At 68.6% G+C, this 19,682-nt stretch carries 17 protein-coding genes and 1 pseudogene; 9 read left to right on the top strand and 9 right to left on the bottom strand.

The features are described 5' to 3' along the window. Positions 1-127: 127 nt before the first annotated feature. Positions 128-3,112 carry an FG-GAP-like repeat-containing protein gene (locus tag AC07DS_RS30985; RefSeq protein ID WP_479150601.1) on the bottom strand — a complete coding sequence of 995 codons (2,985 nt, stop codon included), beginning with the start codon at positions 3,110-3,112 and terminating at the stop codon, positions 128-130. A 290-nt stretch (positions 3,113-3,402) separates the two neighbouring features. Beyond that, complete coding sequence (locus tag AC07DS_RS30980; RefSeq protein ID WP_479150599.1) at positions 3,403-3,657, bottom strand: hypothetical protein; 255 nt, start codon at positions 3,655-3,657, stop codon at positions 3,403-3,405. A gap of 127 nt (positions 3,658-3,784) precedes the next feature. On the opposite strand from AC07DS_RS30980, the gene AC07DS_RS30975 reads away from it, so the two are divergent. After that, on the top strand, positions 3,785-4,228 hold the full coding sequence (locus AC07DS_RS30975) for an SMI1/KNR4 family protein (RefSeq protein ID WP_479150597.1): 444 nt from the start codon (positions 3,785-3,787) through the stop codon (positions 4,226-4,228). Between the two features lie 138 nt (positions 4,229-4,366). Here AC07DS_RS30975 and AC07DS_RS30970 read toward each other — a convergent pair whose 3' ends face one another. Continuing rightward, a complete protein-coding gene (locus AC07DS_RS30970) occupies positions 4,367-4,984 on the bottom strand; it encodes an NUDIX hydrolase (protein WP_479150595.1) in 618 nt (205 codons plus the stop codon). An 86-nt stretch (positions 4,985-5,070) separates the two neighbouring features. Here AC07DS_RS30970 and AC07DS_RS30965 point away from each other — a divergent pair, with 86 nt between their 5' ends. Continuing rightward, complete coding sequence (locus AC07DS_RS30965) at positions 5,071-6,120, top strand: Tn3 family transposase (RefSeq protein ID WP_479150748.1); 1,050 nt, start codon at positions 5,071-5,073, stop codon at positions 6,118-6,120. 96 nt (positions 6,121-6,216) lie between these two features. Then, positions 6,217-7,356 (top strand): outer membrane protein assembly factor BamB family protein, encoded by a 1,140-nt coding sequence (locus AC07DS_RS30960; RefSeq protein WP_479150592.1) that lies wholly within the window; start codon positions 6,217-6,219, stop codon positions 7,354-7,356. On the opposite strand, the gene AC07DS_RS30955 is transcribed toward AC07DS_RS30960, so the two are convergent. Continuing rightward, positions 7,238-9,250: an NACHT domain-containing protein gene (locus tag AC07DS_RS30955; RefSeq protein WP_479150591.1), complete on the bottom strand. Its 2,013-nt coding sequence runs from the start codon at positions 9,248-9,250 to the stop codon at positions 7,238-7,240. The genes AC07DS_RS30960 and AC07DS_RS30955 overlap by 119 nt on opposite strands. A 466-nt stretch (positions 9,251-9,716) precedes the next feature. Here AC07DS_RS30955 and AC07DS_RS30950 point away from each other — a divergent pair, with 466 nt between their 5' ends. Continuing rightward, complete coding sequence (locus AC07DS_RS30950; RefSeq protein ID WP_479150589.1) at positions 9,717-9,953, top strand: hypothetical protein; 237 nt, start codon at positions 9,717-9,719, stop codon at positions 9,951-9,953. A 162-nt stretch (positions 9,954-10,115) separates the two neighbouring features. Here AC07DS_RS30950 and AC07DS_RS30945 read toward each other — a convergent pair whose 3' ends face one another. Beyond that, positions 10,116-10,646, bottom strand: coding sequence for a hypothetical protein (locus tag AC07DS_RS30945; RefSeq protein ID WP_479150587.1), 531 nt, complete (start codon positions 10,644-10,646; stop codon positions 10,116-10,118). 869 nt (positions 10,647-11,515) lie between these two features. Here AC07DS_RS30945 and AC07DS_RS30940 point away from each other — a divergent pair. Next, positions 11,516-12,313: a bestrophin-like domain gene (locus AC07DS_RS30940; protein WP_479150586.1), complete on the top strand. Its 798-nt coding sequence runs from the start codon at positions 11,516-11,518 to the stop codon at positions 12,311-12,313. A gap of 236 nt (positions 12,314-12,549) precedes the next feature. On the opposite strand, the gene AC07DS_RS30935 is transcribed toward AC07DS_RS30940, so the two are convergent. Both AC07DS_RS30935 and AC07DS_RS30930 read right to left on the bottom strand, forming a co-directional pair. Beyond that, on the bottom strand, positions 12,550-13,467 hold the full coding sequence (locus tag AC07DS_RS30935; RefSeq protein WP_479150746.1) for a transposase: 918 nt from the start codon (positions 13,465-13,467) through the stop codon (positions 12,550-12,552). 64 nt (positions 13,468-13,531) lie between these two features. Then, the gene (locus AC07DS_RS30930) at positions 13,532-13,735 is read right to left on the bottom strand and encodes a hypothetical protein (protein WP_479150585.1); all 204 of its coding nucleotides are present in this window, start codon (positions 13,733-13,735) and stop codon (positions 13,532-13,534) included. A gap of 1,130 nt (positions 13,736-14,865) precedes the next feature. Here AC07DS_RS30930 and AC07DS_RS30925 point away from each other — a divergent pair. Together AC07DS_RS30925 and AC07DS_RS30920 are read left to right on the top strand one after the other, a co-directional pair. Then, positions 14,866-15,078 carry a hypothetical protein gene (locus AC07DS_RS30925; RefSeq protein ID WP_479150583.1) on the top strand — a complete coding sequence of 71 codons (213 nt, stop codon included), beginning with the start codon at positions 14,866-14,868 and terminating at the stop codon, positions 15,076-15,078. A 154-nt stretch (positions 15,079-15,232) separates the two neighbouring features. Beyond that, entirely contained in the window at positions 15,233-15,904 is a 672-nt protein-coding gene (locus AC07DS_RS30920) for a rhomboid-like protein (protein WP_479150582.1), read from the top strand. On the opposite strand, the pseudogene AC07DS_RS30915 reads toward AC07DS_RS30920, so the two are convergent. Continuing rightward, positions 15,896-16,991, bottom strand: a pseudogene (locus AC07DS_RS30915) (IS630 family transposase). The gene AC07DS_RS30920 and the pseudogene AC07DS_RS30915 sit on opposite strands and share 9 nt — an antisense overlap. A gap of 167 nt (positions 16,992-17,158) precedes the next feature. Between AC07DS_RS30915 and AC07DS_RS30910 the strand changes: the two are divergent. Further along, positions 17,159-17,320, top strand: a complete 162-nt coding sequence (locus tag AC07DS_RS30910) for a hypothetical protein (RefSeq protein ID WP_479150580.1) — start codon at positions 17,159-17,161, stop codon at positions 17,318-17,320. Then, positions 17,321-17,746 carry a hypothetical protein gene (locus tag AC07DS_RS30905; protein WP_479150578.1) on the top strand — a complete coding sequence of 142 codons (426 nt, stop codon included), beginning with the start codon at positions 17,321-17,323 and terminating at the stop codon, positions 17,744-17,746. Positions 17,747-18,132: 386 nt separating this feature from the next. On the opposite strand, the gene AC07DS_RS30900 is transcribed toward AC07DS_RS30905, so the two are convergent. Beyond that, entirely contained in the window at positions 18,133-19,632 is a 1,500-nt protein-coding gene (locus tag AC07DS_RS30900) for a long-chain-fatty-acid--CoA ligase (protein ID WP_479150577.1), read from the bottom strand. Between the last annotated feature and the right edge of the window lie 50 nt (positions 19,633-19,682).

The following is a 19,682-nucleotide window of genomic DNA, read 5'->3' as shown; positions in this document are numbered from 1 at the left end:
CGGCCGGTGTGTGTCCGTCGGCGCTCGCGCCGCGTTGTCTCTGCTTGACCGGCCCGTACGACAGGTGCACGGGCCGGTCGAGCAGTTGTGACAGGCCGTCTGTTGAAGGGGGCTGTCTTTCAGGTGGCTAGAAGATGCCCTTGTAGCCCTGCCAGCCGTCCCCGATCTTCGTCCGGGATCCGAAGGACCCCTGGCCGTTGTCAGCGTGGAGGTACAGGTTGCCCGAGGTGTCCCGCGCAACCAGATCGCTCTTGCCGTCCCCGGTGATGTCACCGATGCCGACCACTGCGTTGTACGAGCCGCCCCAGTTGGAGAACAGCTTCACGCGGTCCTTCAACAAGCCGTTGCCCCGGCCGCTGTAGCGGTACAGGGTGCCCGCCTTGTCCTGGGCCAGGACATCGCCGATCCCGTCGCCGTCCAGGTCCCCGGCACCGACGATCTTCTTGTATCCCGTCCAGGCCGAGCGGATCTTCTTCGCGGCCGCCAGCGTGCCGTCGCTCTTGGCCGCGAAAAGGTACACGTCCCCGGTGGAGGCCTTACGCGCCAGCAGATCGGGCCGGGCGTCGCCGGTCAGATCCCCGGGCGAGGTGAGCACGTTGTACGCGCTCCAGCCGGTACCGAGCTTCTTGTACGGCATCCACGTGCTGAGCGGCTGCCCGCACGGGACTTTGTAGCCCCGCAGGGAACCGTCGGCCATGCGCACCAGGACGTCGTTGCAGCGGTCGTTGTTCAGATCGCCGAAGGGCACCGCCACCGCCTTGGCCGACCAGCCTCCGGCCGGCCACTTCCCGGAGAAGGTGCCCTTTCCCGTGCCCTGCTGGAAGGCGAAAGAGCCTGAGGGGCTCAGGGTGAGCAGATCGCCGATTCCGTCGGGAAGCCCGTCCTTGCCCACGTGGTCGTGGAGGACGGGGCTGCCGTCATGCAGCTGGACCGTGCCCCGGACCTCCAGCGGCTGCCCGGCGCCGTCGGCGGGATCCACGGCCAACGTCCAGTCGTACGCGCCGTTGTGCAGCCGGGTCTGAAGGCCCCGTCTATCGCGGCTAATGCCGGACCACCCGACACTCAGCTCGCCCCGAGCGGCATCGCCACTGGTCTTGTCGACGATGCTTCCGGTCGCCTTGCTGCGCACGGTCAGGCGCCAGCCCGAAGCCGGCTTGGACAGCAGCAGGGTGGTCAGGGTGTCTGAGGACGTGTCGGGCTCGCGGGCCGTGACGGACGCAGCGTTCTCGGCCGGCGCCAGGAGCCGCAACGGCTGCTGGGACACTCCCGACGGTACGAGGTGCACCCGATCCTGGTCATCCACGTAGGCAGCGTTGGCGCCGGACTCGTCCACCGTCCAGCGGATGTCCCGCTGGGAGGCGCCCGTGTCGGGCAGGTCACCGACCACCTTGCTCACGGGCGTGCCGTCGGCGACCACTGTGAGGACGAGTTTTCCGGCCTGCTTGTCGTGGGTCACGACGTACCCGTCTCCGAGCTCGGCCTCGTCGGCAGGGACGGGGACGGACTTGGCGGTCGTACGGTCGAAGACACCAGCCCGTCCGTCGCACGTCCAGTACACCCAGCGCCCCAGCGCCTGCAGCTCGGTGGGTGTGCAGTCGGCGTCGGTCGTGACGGTCTCGGTCGTCTTCTTCGTCGACAGGCTGTACGCCGTGAGGGTGCCGGGGGTCGCGGCCGCGGTCCACAGGACGTCGCCGGAGAGGGCGGCGGCGGTCGGGGTGCGGGTGACGACCGGGGTGCCTGCGTTGCCGATCTTGTAGACGTACTGGTGGGTTCGACCCGTGTAGATCAGGTAGCGGCCCGAGACAGCCGTGATCCGTCCGCCGTCGGTCACGCCCCGCTCCCAGAATCGGGACTTGGCCCCGAAGACCCTGATGCGGTCGGAACTCCCCGCGGAGCCGCGCTCCAGCCAGGCGATCTGCCCGTCGGGCGTACCGTGGATCGAGGCGCAGGCGGTGTCGTTGTCCGCGCAGTGCGGCACGATCACGCTGGAGTCCAGGAAGGCGGAGGCGTCGCTGAACTCGGGGGTGCCGGACGGGGCGACGGTACGCACGCGGCTGGTGCGGTGACCGTTGGCTCCGTAGCTGGTGCCGTAGTCCGTGACGACCAGTCGCCCTTGATCGAGCGAGAGCCCCTGGATCCGGTACGGCGGCTTCGGCAGCGCCTTGACCATACTGACGACCGGCCTGCCATCGGCGCCAGCCCGGATGCGCTGGATGCCCCAGTCGTCGGTGCCCGTACGGCCGATCTTGACTGCCGTCCCGCCAGGGCTGACCGCGACGCCGTAACTCGACGACGGCATCAGGGTGATCGCGTCACCGCCGGTGATCGGCTGTGCGCGAACCTGCTTGATGCCGTTCACCAGCCAGTCACCGACGACGGCCAGGTCTTGGGTGGTGTTCGGTCCGTCACTGGTCCCGGCCAGCGTGACCTCGGCCGGGGTCGCAGAGAGGTCGGCGCGCGGCAGCACCAAGATCTTGGCCTTGTCATAGGCGACCACGATGACGTGGTCCGGCGAGACCAGCAATCCGCTGTAGATGACGGGAAGCGGCTCGGTCCAGGTCTGCACCTGCCCGGTCTCACGGTCGACGGCCACCATGCGTGTCCCGCCGTCCAGGGCAGCGCGGAAGAAGACGCTCCGGGCGTCCGCACCGACCGGCATCAAGAGTTTGAGGTTTGCCGGCCCGCCGTTCACCGTCACGTCCCGGGTGGTCCCGTCCGCCTCCGGGGTCAGCAGGTGCATCACGTGCGTGGTCGTGCCGTCCTCGGCGGTGGTGTTCCGGAAGGCGAGCACCAGGTTGTCGTAGGACGTCAGGTAGGCAAGGCCGTCCGGCACCTGCACGGTGCGGAACGTGCCGTCTACTGCATCCCAGAATTCCACCCTCCCATCGGCATGCTGGTAGGCGAGGACATCGGTGCCCGTGGCCCTCGGCAGGATGGCGGTCCGGGTCGGCACGCGGACCGGATCCCCGCCCCCGAACGGAGTCCACCACAGGTCGTTGCTGCCCTCGATCCGGTGGAAGACGCCTCGCGTCCCCACACCGTCGTGACCGCCGTGCGTCGAAGGCGACAGCAGCGAGGCCGTCGTGTAGGAGTTGCGCAGCGTCGCCGGCACCACCGTCTCCTGCGGTGTGCCGGTCGCCGAGGCCGACGGAAGCAGCGGGCTCAACCCTGCGGCGAGCGCTGCGGAGACGGCTAGGACGACGGCCGCGCGTCTCGCGCGTGAATGACTGAAGGCACGACGAACCAAGGTGATCCTCCCCGAGAACACGGAAGGGATGCGCGCCGCCCAGTCGCTCCCGGCCCCCAGCCGTCACACCCCCCACAGAAGCCCGATGATCTTACATTTTTCGTCGGCTTTACCCAGGGCGATTTCCAGCCGTCGAGGGCCGGGGCAGTGAGCTGCTATTCCGCCGGACCCTCTCCAGCGTGCCGCACCGCTTTCTCCACTGACTGCTCCAACTCGTAGCGGCTGGCCCCGCTTTCCTCGGCGTGAGCGGTGATCGTGGCCTGCGCTGCTTCCGATGCTTCCCGCCAGCGGCGCCACTGCGCGTCGTAGTCCTCGCCGGAGAGACCGGCCATGCGGGCACACTCCGTCTCGGCCGCGCGCTCCAGCTCGATCAGGTTTTCGGGGATGTCTGCCGCGGGTGCGAATCCCAAGCCGGTGACGTGACGCGCCGACAATCGGACTTGCCGTCCGATTGGGTAGAGTCGCGCCTCGCGCTACACAGGAGGCACCAGCGCACGGCGGCGGCGCCGCTTGAACACTCGATCGCCGGACAGTCTCATGGAGGTCGTTCCAGCCGTGTGGACCGAACTGGTCACCGCCCTGCCTGGCCCGGCGGTCTTCCAGCCGTCGGCCTCGGAGGCATCGCTGCTCAACTGCGCCACCCTGCTCGGGCATCCGCTGCCTGCGGACCTTGTGGCTCTCCTTCGGGAGAGCAACGGCATCGAGGGCGAGTACGGGGAAGGTCTCATCTGGTCGGCCGAGCGGATCGCCTCCGAGAACACCATCCTTCGCGGGGACGAGGAGCTCGCCACGCTCTACATGCCCTTCGATCCGCTGCTCTTCTTCGCGGACGCGGGAAACGGAGACCTCTTCGCGCTCCTCCCCGGGCTCCACCGGCCCGATGTCTTCGCCTGGAACCACGAGGACGACAGCCGCACCTGGGTGGCTCCGAACCTGGCCAAGTACCTCGAATGGCGGCTGACCGGACGGATCGCTCTGTAAGAGTCCGGGGGAAGGGCGGTCACGCCACTGCGCACCCTCGCGGTCACGGCTCCGCATGGGGGACGGCGGACGTGAGCGGTGCCGGTGTCGGTTCCCGGGCGTGGCGGGGTCGCGGGCACCTTGGACAGCCGGAGGAGGCTACCCGCGATACCCATTGGTCCGGGCGTGTTGCAGCTTGCGGGTGAAGCGGTGCATGTGGGGGTCGAGCAGCTCAGCCGGCTCCTCGAGCACCTGCTCGTCCGTGAGCCACCGGATTGCGTTGAACTCGCCTTGGTCGTAAGAGGTGATGGTGTGTGCGTCGGCATGGAGGAGGTACCAGAACGAGACGTCTGTGTGCGCGCTCTGCCCCTGCGTTCGGGTGACGGTCAGGAAGAGGGGACTCTCGCCGGTGACCGGCGATGCCACGGCCTCGATGCCCAGCTCCTCATGGCATTCGCGGACCACCGAGGCCCACGGGTCCTCACCCGGCTCGACGTGTCCTCCGGCCGGCAGCCACAGGCCCGCCTTGCGGTGCGCGACGAGCAGCACCTGCCCGCCCGTGTCGTCGCGGACGACGAAGTAGCTCACCAGATGCATCGCCGGAACATCCGGTTTGCGTACCCGGTAGAGCGGGGCTCCGCCGGCGATCCACTGCGTGGCGGACTCCAGATGGGTGCGCTCCAGGTCGTCCCACGGTTCGATGGCACCGACCAGCTCGAGAAGGCGGGCACGCGGCTGCTCGTCAGGGGTGGTGAGCAGGTGGTCAGTTGAGGTCATCCGTGCATGCTCGCAGGAGCCACTGACAACCGTGCTCTGCCGACGCCATCCACTGCGGGCAGCTGGAGAAGTACGTGCCCACAGCCATGGAATTGCGTGACCGTCGGCAGGTGATCAACTCCACTGCATCCGAGGTTGCCGCGATGGTCGAGGGCGCGATGCGGCACGGCACCACCATGGACGTCGAGGCCAACTACACAGACAGCCACGGCCAGTCGGAAATCGGGTTCGGCATCACCCGGCTCCTGCACTTCGACCTGCCACCGCGGATCAAGCGGATCAACAAGGTGAAGCTGTACCGGCCGGTGGCTGGCGAGCCGGATGCCTACCCGCGGCTCGCTCCGGCGCTGACCCGCCCCATCCGCTGGGAACTGATCGCCCAGCAATGTGACCAGATGATCAAGCACGCCACGGCGATCCGCACGCGGACCGCGTCCACCGAGGCGATCCTGCGCCGCTTCACCCGCAACGCCTCCCACCCAACGTACGCGGCCATGCTGGAGGTCGGCCGCACGCAGAAGACCATCTTTGTGGCCCGCTATCTGCGGCTGTGTGACCTTCAGCGGGAGATCGAGGAGGGCCTGAACGCCATGGAGTCCTCCAACGGAGCCAACTCAGTGATCGCGTACGGCAAGGGCAGGGAGATCGCCTCGAACCGGCGGGACGAGCAGGAGATGTTCGTCCTGTGCCTGCGGATTCTCCACGTGAGCACCCTGATGCTCCAGGACATCCTCGGCGAACCGGAATGGGCGGGCCTCCTCACCCCTGCCGACCGGCGCGGTCTGACCCCACTGTTCTGGTCCCACGTCCGGCCCTATGGTGACGTGAACCTTGACATGGACGCCCGCCTCAACCTCGCCGCGGCGGCCGTTCCCGGGCCCCGGGCCGCGGACGGCGAAGCCCCCCCGGCCCGCCGCGGAGAAGGCATGATCCTGCTCCGCTACCTGCCCAGGGCCGGGCCGCGCCAGCATCTCGTGTGGTGTGACACCGACACGTGGCTGCTTGTGGGCCCGCTGGGCGGGGACTCGGGCTTGCCGGATGGGGGTCTGGTACGCGCACTGGGGGACTCCGAACCCTGCATCCCTGCCAGACTAATGAAATGGGCAGTGGCCGAGGGTCGTGGTCCGGGAGTTTAGGCGGGGGAAATGTTGAGCCGCACGTCTGGTCAGGAGTTCCGGCGGGGTCGTTCCCGCGTCAACACGTTGCTTTACGTGGCGATTGTGGCTGTGAGCGTGAGTGTAGGAGTCTTCTACTGGATCACCCTGCATGCTGTGGCCGGGTATCTGGAATCCCTGCGCTCGGGCGACCACGGCATGTGGGGCGGCCCAGTGGTGAGCGAGGGGCGCGTCTACCTTGGGACACGGGATCGCACCGTGCGCTGCCTGGACGCGGCGAGCGGGGCAGTTCGGTGGTCGCGGGCTACGGGCGGCCTGGTGGCCGCGGCCCCCGCGGTCGCGTACAGAAGCGTGTATGTCGGCAGTGAGGACGGGAAGGTCTATGCCTTCGCAGCGTCCACCGGCAAGGTGCGCTGGACGCATGTGACAGGCGGCGCGATCCTGTCCTCACCGGCCGTGAAGGGCGGCATGGTGTACGTCGCCAGCGACGACCACACGATCTACGCACTGGACGCCGCCACGGGCACTGTCCGCTGGAGGCGTACCGTCGGTGATCGGGTCGAGTCCTCACCATCGATCGTCGGCGGTACGGTCTACGTGGGCAGCAACGACGATTCGGTTTATGCCCTGGATGCGGCCAACGGCAAGGTGCGCTGGACCCATTCCTTCGACGGGAACGTGGACACGGTCGCAGCCGTCGGAGGGCACGTTTTCGTTGGCAGCGCACACTTCCCGGGCGCCCAGGTGTCAGCGCTGGATGCGGCGTCGGGCGCGCTCCGCTGGACGCGTACCCGTGACTACTCCGTCCTCACCGTGGCGAACGGCACCCTCTACGCCACCAACGAGACGGGGGATCTGTACGCCCTCGACGCGGTCGACGGAACCACTCGGTGGGTCCGGAAAAACCCCGACGACGACGGCATCAACGGCGTCGCAACCCTGGACCAGGGCACCGTCTACGTCGCCGGATGGCACAGCCTCTTCGCCCTCGACGCGGCCACGGGCAAGAAACGGTGGAGCAGCAGGGCGGGCCAGAGGGACTGGGGTCCGGCTCCAGCCGTCCTCGGCAAGGTCCTGTTCGTGTCGGACCGCAACGGCACGGTCTACGCGCTGGACCTCGCGACGGGCCGTCGCGTGTTCACGAGCCGTCCACCGGGTAGGGGTGGTCAGCCAGCCACCTCTGCAACTCGCCGTGGCGGAACTGGTAGGCCGACCCCGACAACCGCATCAGCCCAGCGCCGTAGGCCCAGTCCATGAACGGGCCCAGTCTCAACGGCAGCTGCCCGACCGAGCAGAGCAGGAAGGCGAGGTAGCGCAGCCCCACCCGGCCGCCTGCTGTTCCGGCGGCGAAGGCAGAGGCGAAACCCGCCAGGAGGCCCCCGCACAGACCGTAGACGAAACCTTCGCTGATCCCGAAAGTCGTCGCCGCCACCAGCCCTCCCACGGCCCCGCTGCCGAGTCCCACTGCCGCTCCGAAGACGATGTCCTCGCGGACGGGCAGGCGCGGATCTGCCGAGGATGTCGGCTCGCTGGCGATCGCATTGCGGATGCCGCTGACGAGGCCGAAGGCGAGGCCGGCAGCGAGGCCGAAGACCAGGGCGCGGGGCACAACGTACTGGGAGTCGAATCCGGGGCGGATGCCAATGGCCTGGCCCAGCACGGGAATCCCGACGCCCAGGAGCGCGGCGGCGAGTGCTCCCCCGAGGCCGCTGGAGAGCCCGAGCGCAATCTCAGCCACGAGCCGCAGCACCTTCAGTGGGGACCTCAGATTTGTCCAGTCGACTCGGGCAGGCAGGCCCACGACGCTCAGGACCGCCGCGAAGGCGCAGAACAACACGCCCGCCCCAATCAATGCGAACAGCGCCTGGGGACTGGACACCATCAGGCACAGGGGCAGCAGAAGACAGGCCAGAAGACCCGTCAGAGCGCCATCGGCCAGGAGTACCTGCCAACGCCGGGCGGTCCGCCACAGGTCGTGGAGCACCAGATCCGTATGAGGAGAGTCGGCCTGACGCTCCAGGCCGCGGGCGAGACGGTGCAGCCAGCGGTGGACTTCCGGTGCCGTGTAGCCACGGCCAGGCGTCAACCGGGTGGCAGCACTCACGTAGCGTGCGAGCAGATGCTCGCTGACTGCGGACAGTCCCCCCAGGTCTACGAGTTCGCCGGGATCACCGACGCCGCTGCTGCCGTACACGGTGGCCGCCAGGGTTAACCGCCATGGCGTCGACAGCGCCTGGGCCAGCGGCCCCTGGGGCCGAGCCTGGAGTTCGTCCACGACGCGCCGCCAGCGGGACTGCACTCGGACGCCACCGTCCGAGAAACGTGCCGTGAGGTAGGCGCACGCCTGGGTAGCAGACACCGGGGCGATGCTGATCCGGGCGGCATCCCACAGCCGCCCCTCACGGATCAGAGCGTCGTAGTGGCTGCTTCGGCATGTCAGGATCAGAGGTGCTGCATCGTCGTCCTGCTGTTCGTCGTTCAGCTTCTCCAGAGCCTTGCAGGCGCGCGGAGCGAGGGTACTGGCCAAACCACCGGATCCCGCGAGCGTCGGGCCCATCTCATCGAGACCGTCCAGAACCGGCAGGACCAGATGCCCGTCGAACAGTGCCTCAGCCCTCTGCCGCGCACATTGGTGGATGAGCATCAACTGCCGCACGACAAACTCGCGGAACTCCTCCTTCTCGGCGTCCCAATCGGACAGCGAGAACCTCACCGGTACGGGATCGCCCGGCCGACGCACCTTGAGCAGACCCAGCGTCAACCGGAGGGTCAGCACCGTCTTTCCCGCACCCGCCGCCCCCGTCACCACCAGCCGCCGTGGGCTCACCGCGCAGTAGTACGACACGATGTCCAGCACCCCCGAAGCGTCCAGGCTCCCGCAAGCCGGGGCGGACTCGACGTCCCGCACCTCGCGGACCAGCCCATACACCAGGTTGATGCGCTTGACATCACGGCCCAGCAGACGGCGCGACTGGGCCGCTTCGGACTTCATCACCCGGCTTGCCAGCGTGTCCGCCCACGTCTTCGCCTGCTCTTCCGTATCCCCCGGAAGCACCGACAGCAGCCCGAAAAGAGCCAGTATTGTCGGAGGAGAGGCAATGCCGACGACATCCACACCAGTCAGTCCGCCGTGGACCAGCTGAAAGACCATCCACGCCGTACTCGCCACAAAACCGAACGTGCATCCGATCACGAGCGTTCGTCGGCCACGAGGTTCCCCAAGTCTCGCCATGCGCTTCATCCTGGCAGCCGGCCGGGCTGGACAACCCAACTAGTCACATAATGCATGCAATTGTCAAAACATTGCATAATTGGCTCCGTGGGGCTCGCGGTTGGATGGCGGCCTGGCGCCAACGAGGCAGTGGGTAGCGGTGGCGGTGATTCCGCTTCGGGGCGGGGTGTACGCATTTACTGCGGCAGCGCTGGAAGGGCGGGACAGGCATGACGATCGAACCGGTGACCGAACTCGGGACTGGGGGCGCGTTGCGGCTGCCGCGCGCCCGGGTGGTGCCGCTGTCCGCCCCGCCCTCGTTGTACACCGCGGCGGTCGAGCGGTACCTCACAGGCGCGGGCATCGCGAAGTCCTCCGCGCGGATCTACCGGATCTCGCTGACGACGTGGGGGTGGATGCTCACCGGCGAGGCGGCGCCGACCGGCCCGGCCCGCCGGGGCGCGAAGCGCCCGTCTTCCCCGTCGCCGCGATCGACGATCCGGCGCTGCCGGAAGTGCTGGCCGAGCTGGCGGCGGCGCGGGCGGACGAGATGGACGCCGACACCGTCAACCGGGAGCTGTCCATCGCGCCAAGGAGCCTGTCACTGCCCCGCCAGGTCATTGACAGCGCCGAGCTTCGTTGACCTCGTTGATGTGCCGTTCGCCCACATGGGAAGGACTTCGGCATGCACAGCGCGAAACTTCGGCGCTTGTGGGGCCGAAGGTGTCGTTCTGCCACCTACGGCGTGCGCTCGCCACGGGCGAGGCGCCTCCGGACCCGCGGGGCGGCAGGTGCCGGGCACGGGTCACGTGTGCACGTCTGTCGTCGCCTGCTGCCAGACCCGCGCAGCTGGACCGGCGGACTGCGGCTCAGCGCGGTGACCGCCTCGTCGTTGCGGCAGCTGGCGACGCGCGTGAGGACCGCGCAAGGTGGCGCACGGGTACAGCCAGGTCCGGCACAGTCCCGCATCACCGGTGCTGCGGGCGCGCCAGCCGGCCGACGAGCGGCCCACCGGCAGCGGATCCAAGGCCTCGTCGAGCGGGATGAGCAACCGTTGTTGCAGGTCAACGAGGTAGATCTGCGCGATGCCCAGGCCAAGGGCCGAGGCGCACCGGTTCACCAGGGCAGGCAGTTCAACCGGCGGGGCAGTCTGAGCCTCGAGGATCAGCTCTTCCAGCCGATTTTCGTCGACGGCGGTGTCGGGACCGGCGGACGCGTGCGGTGGGTCCGACGCAGGGATCACCCCTTCCGTCAAGAACCTGGATGCCGCCGACGCTTCGGTCGCGAGCGAGATCGGCCGTGCGGACGGCAAGGCGCCACTGTTGCCCGCCGGCAACGGCACTTTCCTCGCGCCTGGCGGCCGTCGCCGACAAAGTCCTGCCGCCCGCGACCAAGGTCTACGGTGCGCTCGCCGTTCTTGCTCTGGGCGGCGCGGCGGTGCTGCGCTTCCTGGTCTTCGTGCCTCGCATGCGCGGCGACGATCGGGCGTCCTTCCCGCACTTGGCGCGCCCGGCACAGAGCACTCACCAGAGCGCCCCTGGCCGGACCACCGGCGGCAGGTCACGGCGCCACACGCAAGCCTCTACCTGACCCGCTTCAGTTCGAGAAGGGAACGGCATCAGCAGCGGAGGTATGCCAGTTGTGACGATCGGCTCGTCAACGACGAACGAGCCGACGTTCAGGGACACCGGGTTCGGGTCGTCATGGGAGACGGAGACTGTGAGGCTTTTCAGCTCCTCTGGGACTCAGACGTACGTTCCCAGTCGGCGTGGAACCGACCGGCTGTGGATTTGAGGAACGCGAACCAGGCAGCGTTCGCGTCACTGGTCGGGTCGGGTCGGGTTGGTGCCGGGCATGGTTCGGCGCAGTTGTTGCTGGCAACAGCCCTTGATCGTACGACTATCGGCTTGCCTGTCTGCTGGTGTCGTCCCCGGGAAGGCTGGCAGTCGCGGTCACGGACAGTTGGGTCTCGGTGCCGGCGGCCAGGATGCGCAAGCACTTCCGGTGGCGTCGGCCGGTCATCGTCGATGCCGCTCGTGCTGGCGTATTCGGCTGTTCGGTCGAAGCAACGAGGTGACGTGCCGGGTGGCGCAAGCGTGGAGGGCTTCGACCTGTGATCATGCAACTTGGCTGCAGGTGATCGAGGAGGAGCTCCAGGCCGCGGGGGACATGTGACGCTCGTGGGAACACGATGTAGGTGATGTGGTGGACTGGTTGACCTCGCTGCCGGCTGTGGTGCTGGTCGTGGGCTGGCTCTTGCTCGCTCTGCTGGTCGCGGCCCTGGCGCGGGTCGGCGTCCGGGCGCTGGTACCGGCCGGGGAGCAGGAACGGGTACCGCAGATCGCCATGCCCTTGATGCCCACACTCGGCGCCGCCTTCGCGATCTTTGCGGCCCTCTCGCTGGCCAGCGAGGCCAGCTACCTGCGCGCTGCGGAGGGCTTGGTGAGCGACGAGGCAGCCGCAGCATCCCGCCTGGCGTGGTCGGCGACAAGTCCGCGGGTCCAGTCGGAGCCGATCCAGATGGCACTGCGGGACTATCTGCAGACCACACGAGTCAGGGAGTGGAAGGGCCCGGCAGCGGCGTCCGGTGACGATCCATCCACTGCTCGCGCCATCGCCAAGCTGGAGCGGAACGTGCGCACCGAGGCGGCTCGGCCCGAGCTGGGATCCCCGACGAGTACGGAGTTGCTGGTTTCCCTGGACGGCCTCACCAGCAGTCGGCGTGCTCGTGTTGCGGCCGCCGCTCGGGACGTTCCCGCGCTCTACGTCATCACACTTGTGGTCAGCGGACTGGCCCTGATCGTGAACGCGGGGGCACTGACCTTCCGCAGCAGCCTGCGAACGTCTCTGCTCATCACGGGCATTGGGAGCGTGGTCGGGCTCAGCCTGGCACTGCTCTTCGCGCTGAGTGCGCCATGGAGCGGACCGTTCATCGTGAGTGGACATCCACTCGACGCCATCGTCGGGGATCTGGGGTCCGGCTTCTTCCGCAGCGGGTCGTAGGCGGGCCAACGGACACATCTGCTCACTGCTGTCCTGCAAACGCGCCTCCGCGGCCGCGGTCCCCTTGCGTAAGGATCGCAGCAGTGCCGTCTCTAGGAACGACCAGACGACTCCTGACAACGAGCAGCAGGCAGGGCGAGGGCCCTCGCCATCTTCAGCGCGTGCCCTCGTTCCCGGCTTTAACGAGTTGGTGCGTGATAGCGGGTGAGGTGTGTTTGCCTTGCTCACGGCCGCTTTCAGATGTTGGCGGTGCGGTCGGAGACGAGGCTGGCGATGGCGAGGTAGGTGTCTGGCAGTCGGTCGCGGCGGTGGGTCCAGCGGGTCAGTTGCTTCCAGCGTTTGTGGTCGGTGAGGGCGTGTTCGACGGTGATGCGGTCGGAGGAGTGCCCGTGTCGGTCGCGTTCCCACTGCTGGACTCTGCCGGGCAGTGCTCCCGGACGCGGCTTTCTTGGAGGTGTGATCGCTTGCCCGCGGTGGTCGCGGCTCAGGCCGAGGTAGCCGTCGTCCAGGAGGACTTCGACGTTGGGGAAGTGCTGGAAGCAGACGGCGATACCTTCGTTGCGGGCGGCCGTGGCATCGTGCATACGACCAGGCCGCAGGGTGTCGGTCCATAACGTGCGGTCCCGCCGGTCAGCGATGACGGTGGCCTTCATGGTGTTCTGTTTCTTCTTCCCGGAAACGAACGCCCGCCGTCCGCCGCGGCCGGCCCGGGGTCGGCGTACCTGGATCTCGGTGGCATCCAGGCGCAGCTCAACGCCTTCGGCCTGGGCGTAGGCGAACACGTCCGCCAGAGTCCGCAATCGCAGGCCGGGACGGTCGGGGACCGCGCACCCCCGCTCGGCCAGGAGCGTGCGTATCTCTGTGATCGCACGGGTGATGGTGGAGCGGTCGACGCCGAACAACAGCCCCAGCACCGAGTGCGGCAGGTCGTGCCGCAGATGGATCAGCGTGGCCACCAGCCGGTCGACGAAGACCAGCTGGTGGCGGGCGCCGGCTCCCGCGGCCCGCTTCCTGGCTCCACCTCGTGCAGCATGGCGACGTCCCTCAACTCCGGCTTGCCACGGCACCGCCAACTCCTCGACCAGGCACGCGAGATGACGCCGAGAGAGCCCCGTGAACAGCCGATGCGCCAGCACCGCCCGATTGACCGTGATCGCTACAGACGGATCATGCCACCGGCCAGGCACGACGCCTCACCCGCTATCACGCACCAACTCGTTACTGGCGAGGCGCGCGGGTCTCGGCGGAGGCGGCGTCTTCCCACAGCTGCAGGGTGGCCCACACGAACGCTCGTCCTCGCTCGTGCAGGGGCTGTTGCGCGGCGGCGGCCACGGCCGCGCCGAACGCCTCGGGGGATTGCATGACCGCTTCCAACAGCCGGGTCTTGGTGCGGAAGCAGTAGTGCACCAGACCGGAGTCCATGCCGGCATCGCGGGCGACCGACCGCTGAGGTCGCGGCGTTGCCGCGGGTGGCGACGGATCTGCGCGCGGCGGCGGTGATTTCGTCCGCCTGCTCACCGCGTTCCCCTCGGGAGCCCCACCCGGTCACGCCACATCACCTTCCACGCCAGGTCCGCCCCTTGCCCTCCACAGCAGTTTCCTCATATGCTGAAAATAGTTTCATCATATGAGGAAATTAGGAGTGCTATCAGTGGTGGCCGGTATCGCGGCGGGCGGACCCGGCATCTGGGCCGCCGGGTCCAGGTGCGGCGATCGGTTGCGCGCTCATCGTCGGCTAGGCCCATGCCGCGGTCATGCCACTGATCACCGTCCAGACTTCGGGTTTCGCGGTCCCATTCATCCCCTCCGGCCGCGACGCCGGCCGCGCCCGGACCGCCACCGCCGGACAGGCGCTGGCCTGACAACACGGCCGTGGCGGGCAGCGGCGACTTCCCCGCTTGCCGGAGGTGGATGGTGTCGCCGGCCGTGGTGGCCGGTGTCTTCGGGGCGGGTGCGTGATGGCCCTCACGGAACGTGTCGCAGGCAGCTCGTTGGGGCGGGACAACCGCCCGATGCCACCTTCCGGCCCGGGGTCTTCCGGTGCTGGTGTGCCGTCTTCGAGGTTCTGTCACGCGTGCGCGGTGAGGATTTCCGGCCGGCTCGTCGTCGGCCTGTACATCGATCAGAAATGGAATCGCTGATGTTCGCAAGAGCTGGTAGCGGGTCGCCCGCGGTGCCATGGTTGCGCGCCGGGACGGCCCGCCTGCTGGCAGCGGTGTGGGCTGGCGGTGCTCCCACCGGGTGACGCGGTGGCTGCGGGTCCATTAACAACCCCGCGAAGCAGAATTCGGTCGCCGGTGACCCCACCAACGGCCCACAGATCAGCGTCCTGGTCCACGACTTCCCATGGGCAGCCTGACCGCACCCTGGACATAAGCGTGTCGTCTGTCCGACTTCCATGGGAGCGGAACACCCCCGCGTCCTGCGGCTCCCGACCATGGAGCCGCAGGACGCGGCCGAAGGCCACGACCGCTGCTACACGGCCCTCACCGAGGCCGTCTGAAAGGCGGAGCACAGCGGGTTCCTCGACCTGGTCACGCCGGTGCGGCGCGATGCCACCGTGCTCCACCGGGCCCGGCCCGACCTGCACCAGGGTGCGGCCGCCGCTCAAGCCCACGGGGCACCTCGTGGCCGGCGAAATCCCGGCGCGCCGCCATACACCGCTCAACACCCTCGCCGCCAAGGCGAACAGCGCGAGCCTGCATCTGAGTCGCCGGTTGGGTGCCCCGCTGACCTACTACGCCCTCCTGCATCCCTGCCAGTGATGACGCTCGACCATCCGGAGCCAGCCAGTCCATGCCGACCACACACTCCCCTGCAGCCCAGCAATCCGCTGCCGACAAAGACACCTCGGCTGCTCCGGCCTCGCCGGTACAGACGGCGCGTGCCCACTTCCAAATACCGGGGTGGCTACCGACCTTGCGCCGCTGCCCCGCCACCGTCAGCTACCTCCTCATCCTGGTGACCACATACTGGATCACCACGCGCCTGCTCCCGCACGACCAGGCGCTGCACCTCCTGCTCTCCGTCAGCACGAACCTGGACAACCTCGCCCACCACCCCCTGCAGTCGCTGCTGGGCAGCGCGCTGTTCTCCGCAACGCCGCTGCTGAACGCGGACGGCATCCTGACCGTCGGTATCGGCATCGGCTGCTGCATGGGCCTGATCGAGCGCACCCACGGAACCTGGCGGGCACTGGCCACCTTCGCCGCAGGCCACATCACGGCAACCCTGCTGACCGTCCCCGTCATCCTGTACGGCATATCCGCGCACCACTACGCCCCGGCAGAGCGGCACGACTTCGACTTCGGCGTCAGCTACGGCGCCGTGGCCACCATGGCCGCCATCACCGGTCGCCTGCCCAGGCCACTGCGGCCGCTGTGGCTACTCTCCGGCATCGGCTACCTACTGTCCACAGCCACCTGGTACGGAGCCCTACCCGACTTCACCACCATCGGCCACCTGTGTGCCGTTGCCATCGGCCTCGCGACAGCCCCGCTCCTCGGCCTCAACAAAGCGGCAGTCGCACTCATGACCGAGGGATCCGGTGGCTCCCTCACGGCCCCTACTGACCTCGGCTCGTCAGGGTGAGGTTGGGGCTTCGAGGGTCAGGCCGGTGCCGGCCATGAAGCCGTTGAGGACGTCGGGCCGGTACTGCAGGCGCTTGAGGCGGTTGCGGACGAGGGCTTCGAGTCGGTCGAGGGCGACCACGGCGAGACCGACCAGACTGCGCTTGACGTGTGCCCAGACCAACTCCACGGAGTTGAGGTCGGGCGAGTAGGCGGGAAGCAGGAACACCGTCCGCCAGGCCTTGGCGATCAACTCGGGCATGGCGTGCGAGAGGTGGGTGTTCAGGGGGTCCCAGACCAGCACGATCGGCGCCTCGGATTTTCACCCAAGGCTGACAGAGAAGGCCTTGGCGAACTGGTGGACGTCGTCGACGAGTGCGACGACGTCACGCTCGCCCACGCTGCGGCGCCGGCCGCGGCCCGCGGGGTGGGGGCGCAGGCTGGCACAGGCGGGTGCGGGTGCGGGAGCCGGGCCGAATGGCGATCAGTCCCGCTACGGACAGGCGTACAGGCGTCCCGAGCGGCGGGCGCTGACGGTCACGACAGGGGTGCGGCCCTTGGGCGGTCGGCGGGTGAAGTCTGCCTCGTGCTCGAAGCAGATGTAGCGCCCGCAGGCCGCCCGGGCTTTTCCACCTCCGCCCAGGTCGCCTCCTGCCGGGTGATGACGGCCTGCCCGTCCCGTTCGGCGACCCGCCGCGCGGGGACTTGCGGGCTGAAGCCGAGCCGGTGCATCAGCTTCGTGGCACCCGAGACGCTGTGGGAGACGTGGAACTTCCGGCCGATCAGGGTGGCCACCCGCACGGCCCTCCACACCTGGTCCTCCGCCCAGCCGTGCGCGGCCGGACCCGCTCCAGATGGGCGGCGAGGTTCTCCAAGCAGCGCGGCGACAGACGACACCGCGATCCGTTCGGACCGCGGGAGGCCAGTGCCTCGACCCCGCCGTCCCGCCACAACTGGTGCCACGGGTAGACCGACTTCGGACTCACCCGCAGACGCCGTGCCACCTCCAGCGGCTTGACCTTCTGCTCGAACAACTCGGTCGCCTGCATCTGCACCGTCGCCCGGCGCAGGCGTCCCGCGGCGGTCAGCCCGCCCCCATCCGCTCTCACACGCAACCGGATACAGCCACCGCATCAAGCCCGTCAGGGACTGCAGGAAATCCCACCCTGACGAGCCGAAGTCAGTATGGGCAGTTCAGCCATCGCCGCTGCTGTAAGAATCGGCCGGTGAACAACAGAGCGACCTACCGGCTCTGGCCCGCGCAGCAGCGGCGTCAGTGGCTCTTCGCGCTCTCTTCTTGGCCGGTGCGGCCTTCATCGCGTTCCGTGTGCTGACCGCCCCGGGACCGGTGTCCCCGGGCACGACGGTCGGCGGGCCGTTCGTCGTGCTGCTCGGGCTCTTCTTCACCGGCGGGTTCATCGCCGCGGGCTTCGCATGAGTGAGCTTTGACGAAACGTCGCTGTCGTGGCGGAGCGTGCTCCGGTTCGGCCAGAACTTCGACTGGGCGGACATCATCGACGTGGAGGTCGTCAAGAAGAGCGAGCGGCACAATGCTCCGGACCTGGTGCGCGTCGAACAGCGGACCAAGGGGTACTTCCACCTGCCTGTCCTGGTCGGGTTGCAGGGCTCCTGGCGCGACCCCGATCTGGAGGCGAAGACCGCGCACCTCATCGCAACCTGGCCAGCCGCCACCAACCCGGCCCTTGCCGAGCAGCGGGCCGGCCACCGCCAGACCGTCCTCCACCGGCGTGTGCCCCCGCGTCGGCCTGACGGCCACCCGGACCACCACCAGCAACCACAACGCGACAGGACCACCCGCACGAGCCCGGCAGGATGTCTCAGAAGGGGGGCCGGCGGGCTGTAGCACCGGATCACAGACGGGGGTTCAGCGGCATCCCCGCACGTCCCAAGGCGCGACAGCACCCCCACGCGGGGCCGAACGGTTCGGTGCGGGTGATCGAGGTGCGCAGTGCGGCGAGCTCTGCGTCCCTGGACGGGCCTGGGGTGTGACGGGCAGGCCGAGCGAACCGCCGCTCCTCCTTGAGCAGGTTGGCCAGGCTCTCGTTACTCGACACGGACTCCAGCTCGCTGGGCAGGCCGGGTGTGGCTGTGTTAACGATTCCTTCCATCGATGGGATCAGCGTGGACCGCTGACGGTCGTTCGACTGGGGGCGGGCATCGCCGGACCGGAGAGGCGACGAAGGAGCGCACCAACCGGTGGTCGGTGCCGCATGCGCAGGCGGATCCGGGTCAGGACGCGAGCGGGGTGATGACGATTTCGCGCTTTAGGATCTTGCCGGTCGGCCCCTTGGGGAGGGTGTCGGTGAGCGTGACCACCCGTGGGTACTTGTAGGCGGCCACCTGTGCCTTGACGTGGTCGCGGATCTCCTCGGCGGTGGCGAGCGCCTCGGGCTTGAGGAGGACCACTGCTGCGACCTCCTGTCCCAGCAGTGGGTCCGGTACGCCGACGACGGCGGCCTCGGCGACTGCCGGGTGCGTGTACAGGACCTCCTCGACCTCGCGCGGGTAGACGTTGTACCCGCCGCGGATGATCAGGTCCTTCGTGCGGTCGACGATGAAGTAGTAGCCGTCGTCGTCGACCCGGGCGAGGTCGCCGGTGTGGAACCAGCCGTCGCGGATCGCATCCGCGGTGGCCTGCGGCCGGTTGTGGTAGCCGGCCATCACGTTCTCGCCGCGGACTGCGATCTCGCCGACCTCGCCGGGCCCGGCCGTCGTCCCGTCCTCGCTGACCAGGCGTAGTTCGACGCCGCGCACGGGCAGGCCGACGGAGCCTGGCTTGCGGGGGTGGTCCGGCGGGTTGAAGGCGGCGACCGGGGAGGTCTCGGACAGGCCGTAGCCCTCGAGCAGGTCGACGTCGAAGCGCTTCTCGAAGGCGCGCAGCACCTCGACCGGAAGCGACGCGCCGCCGGAGACGGCCAGGCGCAGGCGGGTGGTGTCGAAGCCGTCGGGAATCTCGGCGTGCAGGAGTGCCGTGTACATCGTCGGCACGCCGAAGAAGACGGTGACGGCGTCCCGGCGGATGGTCTCCAGCGCCGCCGCTGGATCGAACCGGGTGAGGAGGGTCAGTGTGGCTCCCGCGGCCACGGCCGTGTTGAGGCAGCAGGTCTGGCCGAAAGCGTGGAACAGGGGCAGGCCGCCGAAGAGCACGTCGCCGGGGGCGACGTGGAACAGCGTCTCGGCGGCGGTGGCGGTGTTGCTGAGGAGGTTGCGGTGCATCAGCTCGGCGCCCTTGGGCCTACCGGTGGTACCCGAGGTGTAGAGGATCACCGCCAGGTCGGTGTCCGCCGCGTCGACGACGCCAGGCAGCGGCGGGATGCGCTCGAGCCGTGCGTCGAAGCCGGCCGGGTCGACGACCAGGCAGTCGGTCCCGGCGGCGCTGGCCGCCACGGCGGCCTCAGTCGCCGACATCGGCGAGGCCAGCACCATCCGGGCGCCGCAGTCGCGCAGGGTGAAGGCAATCTCGCGGGCCTTGAGCAGCGGGTTCATCGGCACGACGACGGCGCCTGCGCGCAGGATGCCGTAGTAGGCGACGGGGAAGGGCGGCACGTTGGCCATGATCAAGGCCACCCGGTCACCCGGGCGGATGCCACGGGCCTGCAGCAGCGCGGCGGTGCGTGCGCTCAGATCGTCGAGTTGGGTGTAGGTCAGTGTGGTGCTCTCGTGCCGCACTGCAATCCGGTCACCATGGGCCGACGCGGAGCCTGTCAGCAGGGTGGCGACATTAGTCATCGTGGTTCCTAGGGGTCTGGCTGAACGGTGGTGCATCGAGTGGGTGTGGA

The organism is Streptomyces sp. NPDC044064, from assembly GCF_056434245.1.
The sequence above is the reverse complement of the archived record's forward strand: the minus strand, read 5'-3'. Positions and strand labels throughout refer to the sequence as shown.

Bases quoted from the DNA above. Each gene is read 5' to 3' on its own strand.
- AC07DS_RS30900 (WP_479150577.1), bottom strand. From the start codon at position 19,632: ATGACTAATGTCGCCACCCTGCTGACAGGCTCCGCGTCGGCCCATGGT.
- AC07DS_RS30965 (WP_479150748.1), top strand. From the start codon at position 5,071: ATGGAATTGCGTGACCGTCGGCAGGTGATCAACTCCACTGCATCCGAG.
- AC07DS_RS30955 (WP_479150591.1), bottom strand. From the start codon at position 9,250: ATGGTCTTTCAGCTGGTCCACGGCGGACTGACTGGTGTGGATGTCGTC.
- AC07DS_RS30975 (WP_479150597.1), top strand. From the start codon at position 3,785: ATGGAGGTCGTTCCAGCCGTGTGGACCGAACTGGTCACCGCCCTGCCT.
- AC07DS_RS30970 (WP_479150595.1), bottom strand. From the start codon at position 4,984: ATGACCTCAACTGACCACCTGCTCACCACCCCTGACGAGCAGCCGCGT.
- AC07DS_RS30925 (WP_479150583.1), top strand. From the start codon at position 14,866: ATGCCACCGTGCTCCACCGGGCCCGGCCCGACCTGCACCAGGGTGCGG.
- AC07DS_RS30930 (WP_479150585.1), bottom strand. From the start codon at position 13,735: ATGGACTCCGGTCTGGTGCACTACTGCTTCCGCACCAAGACCCGGCTG.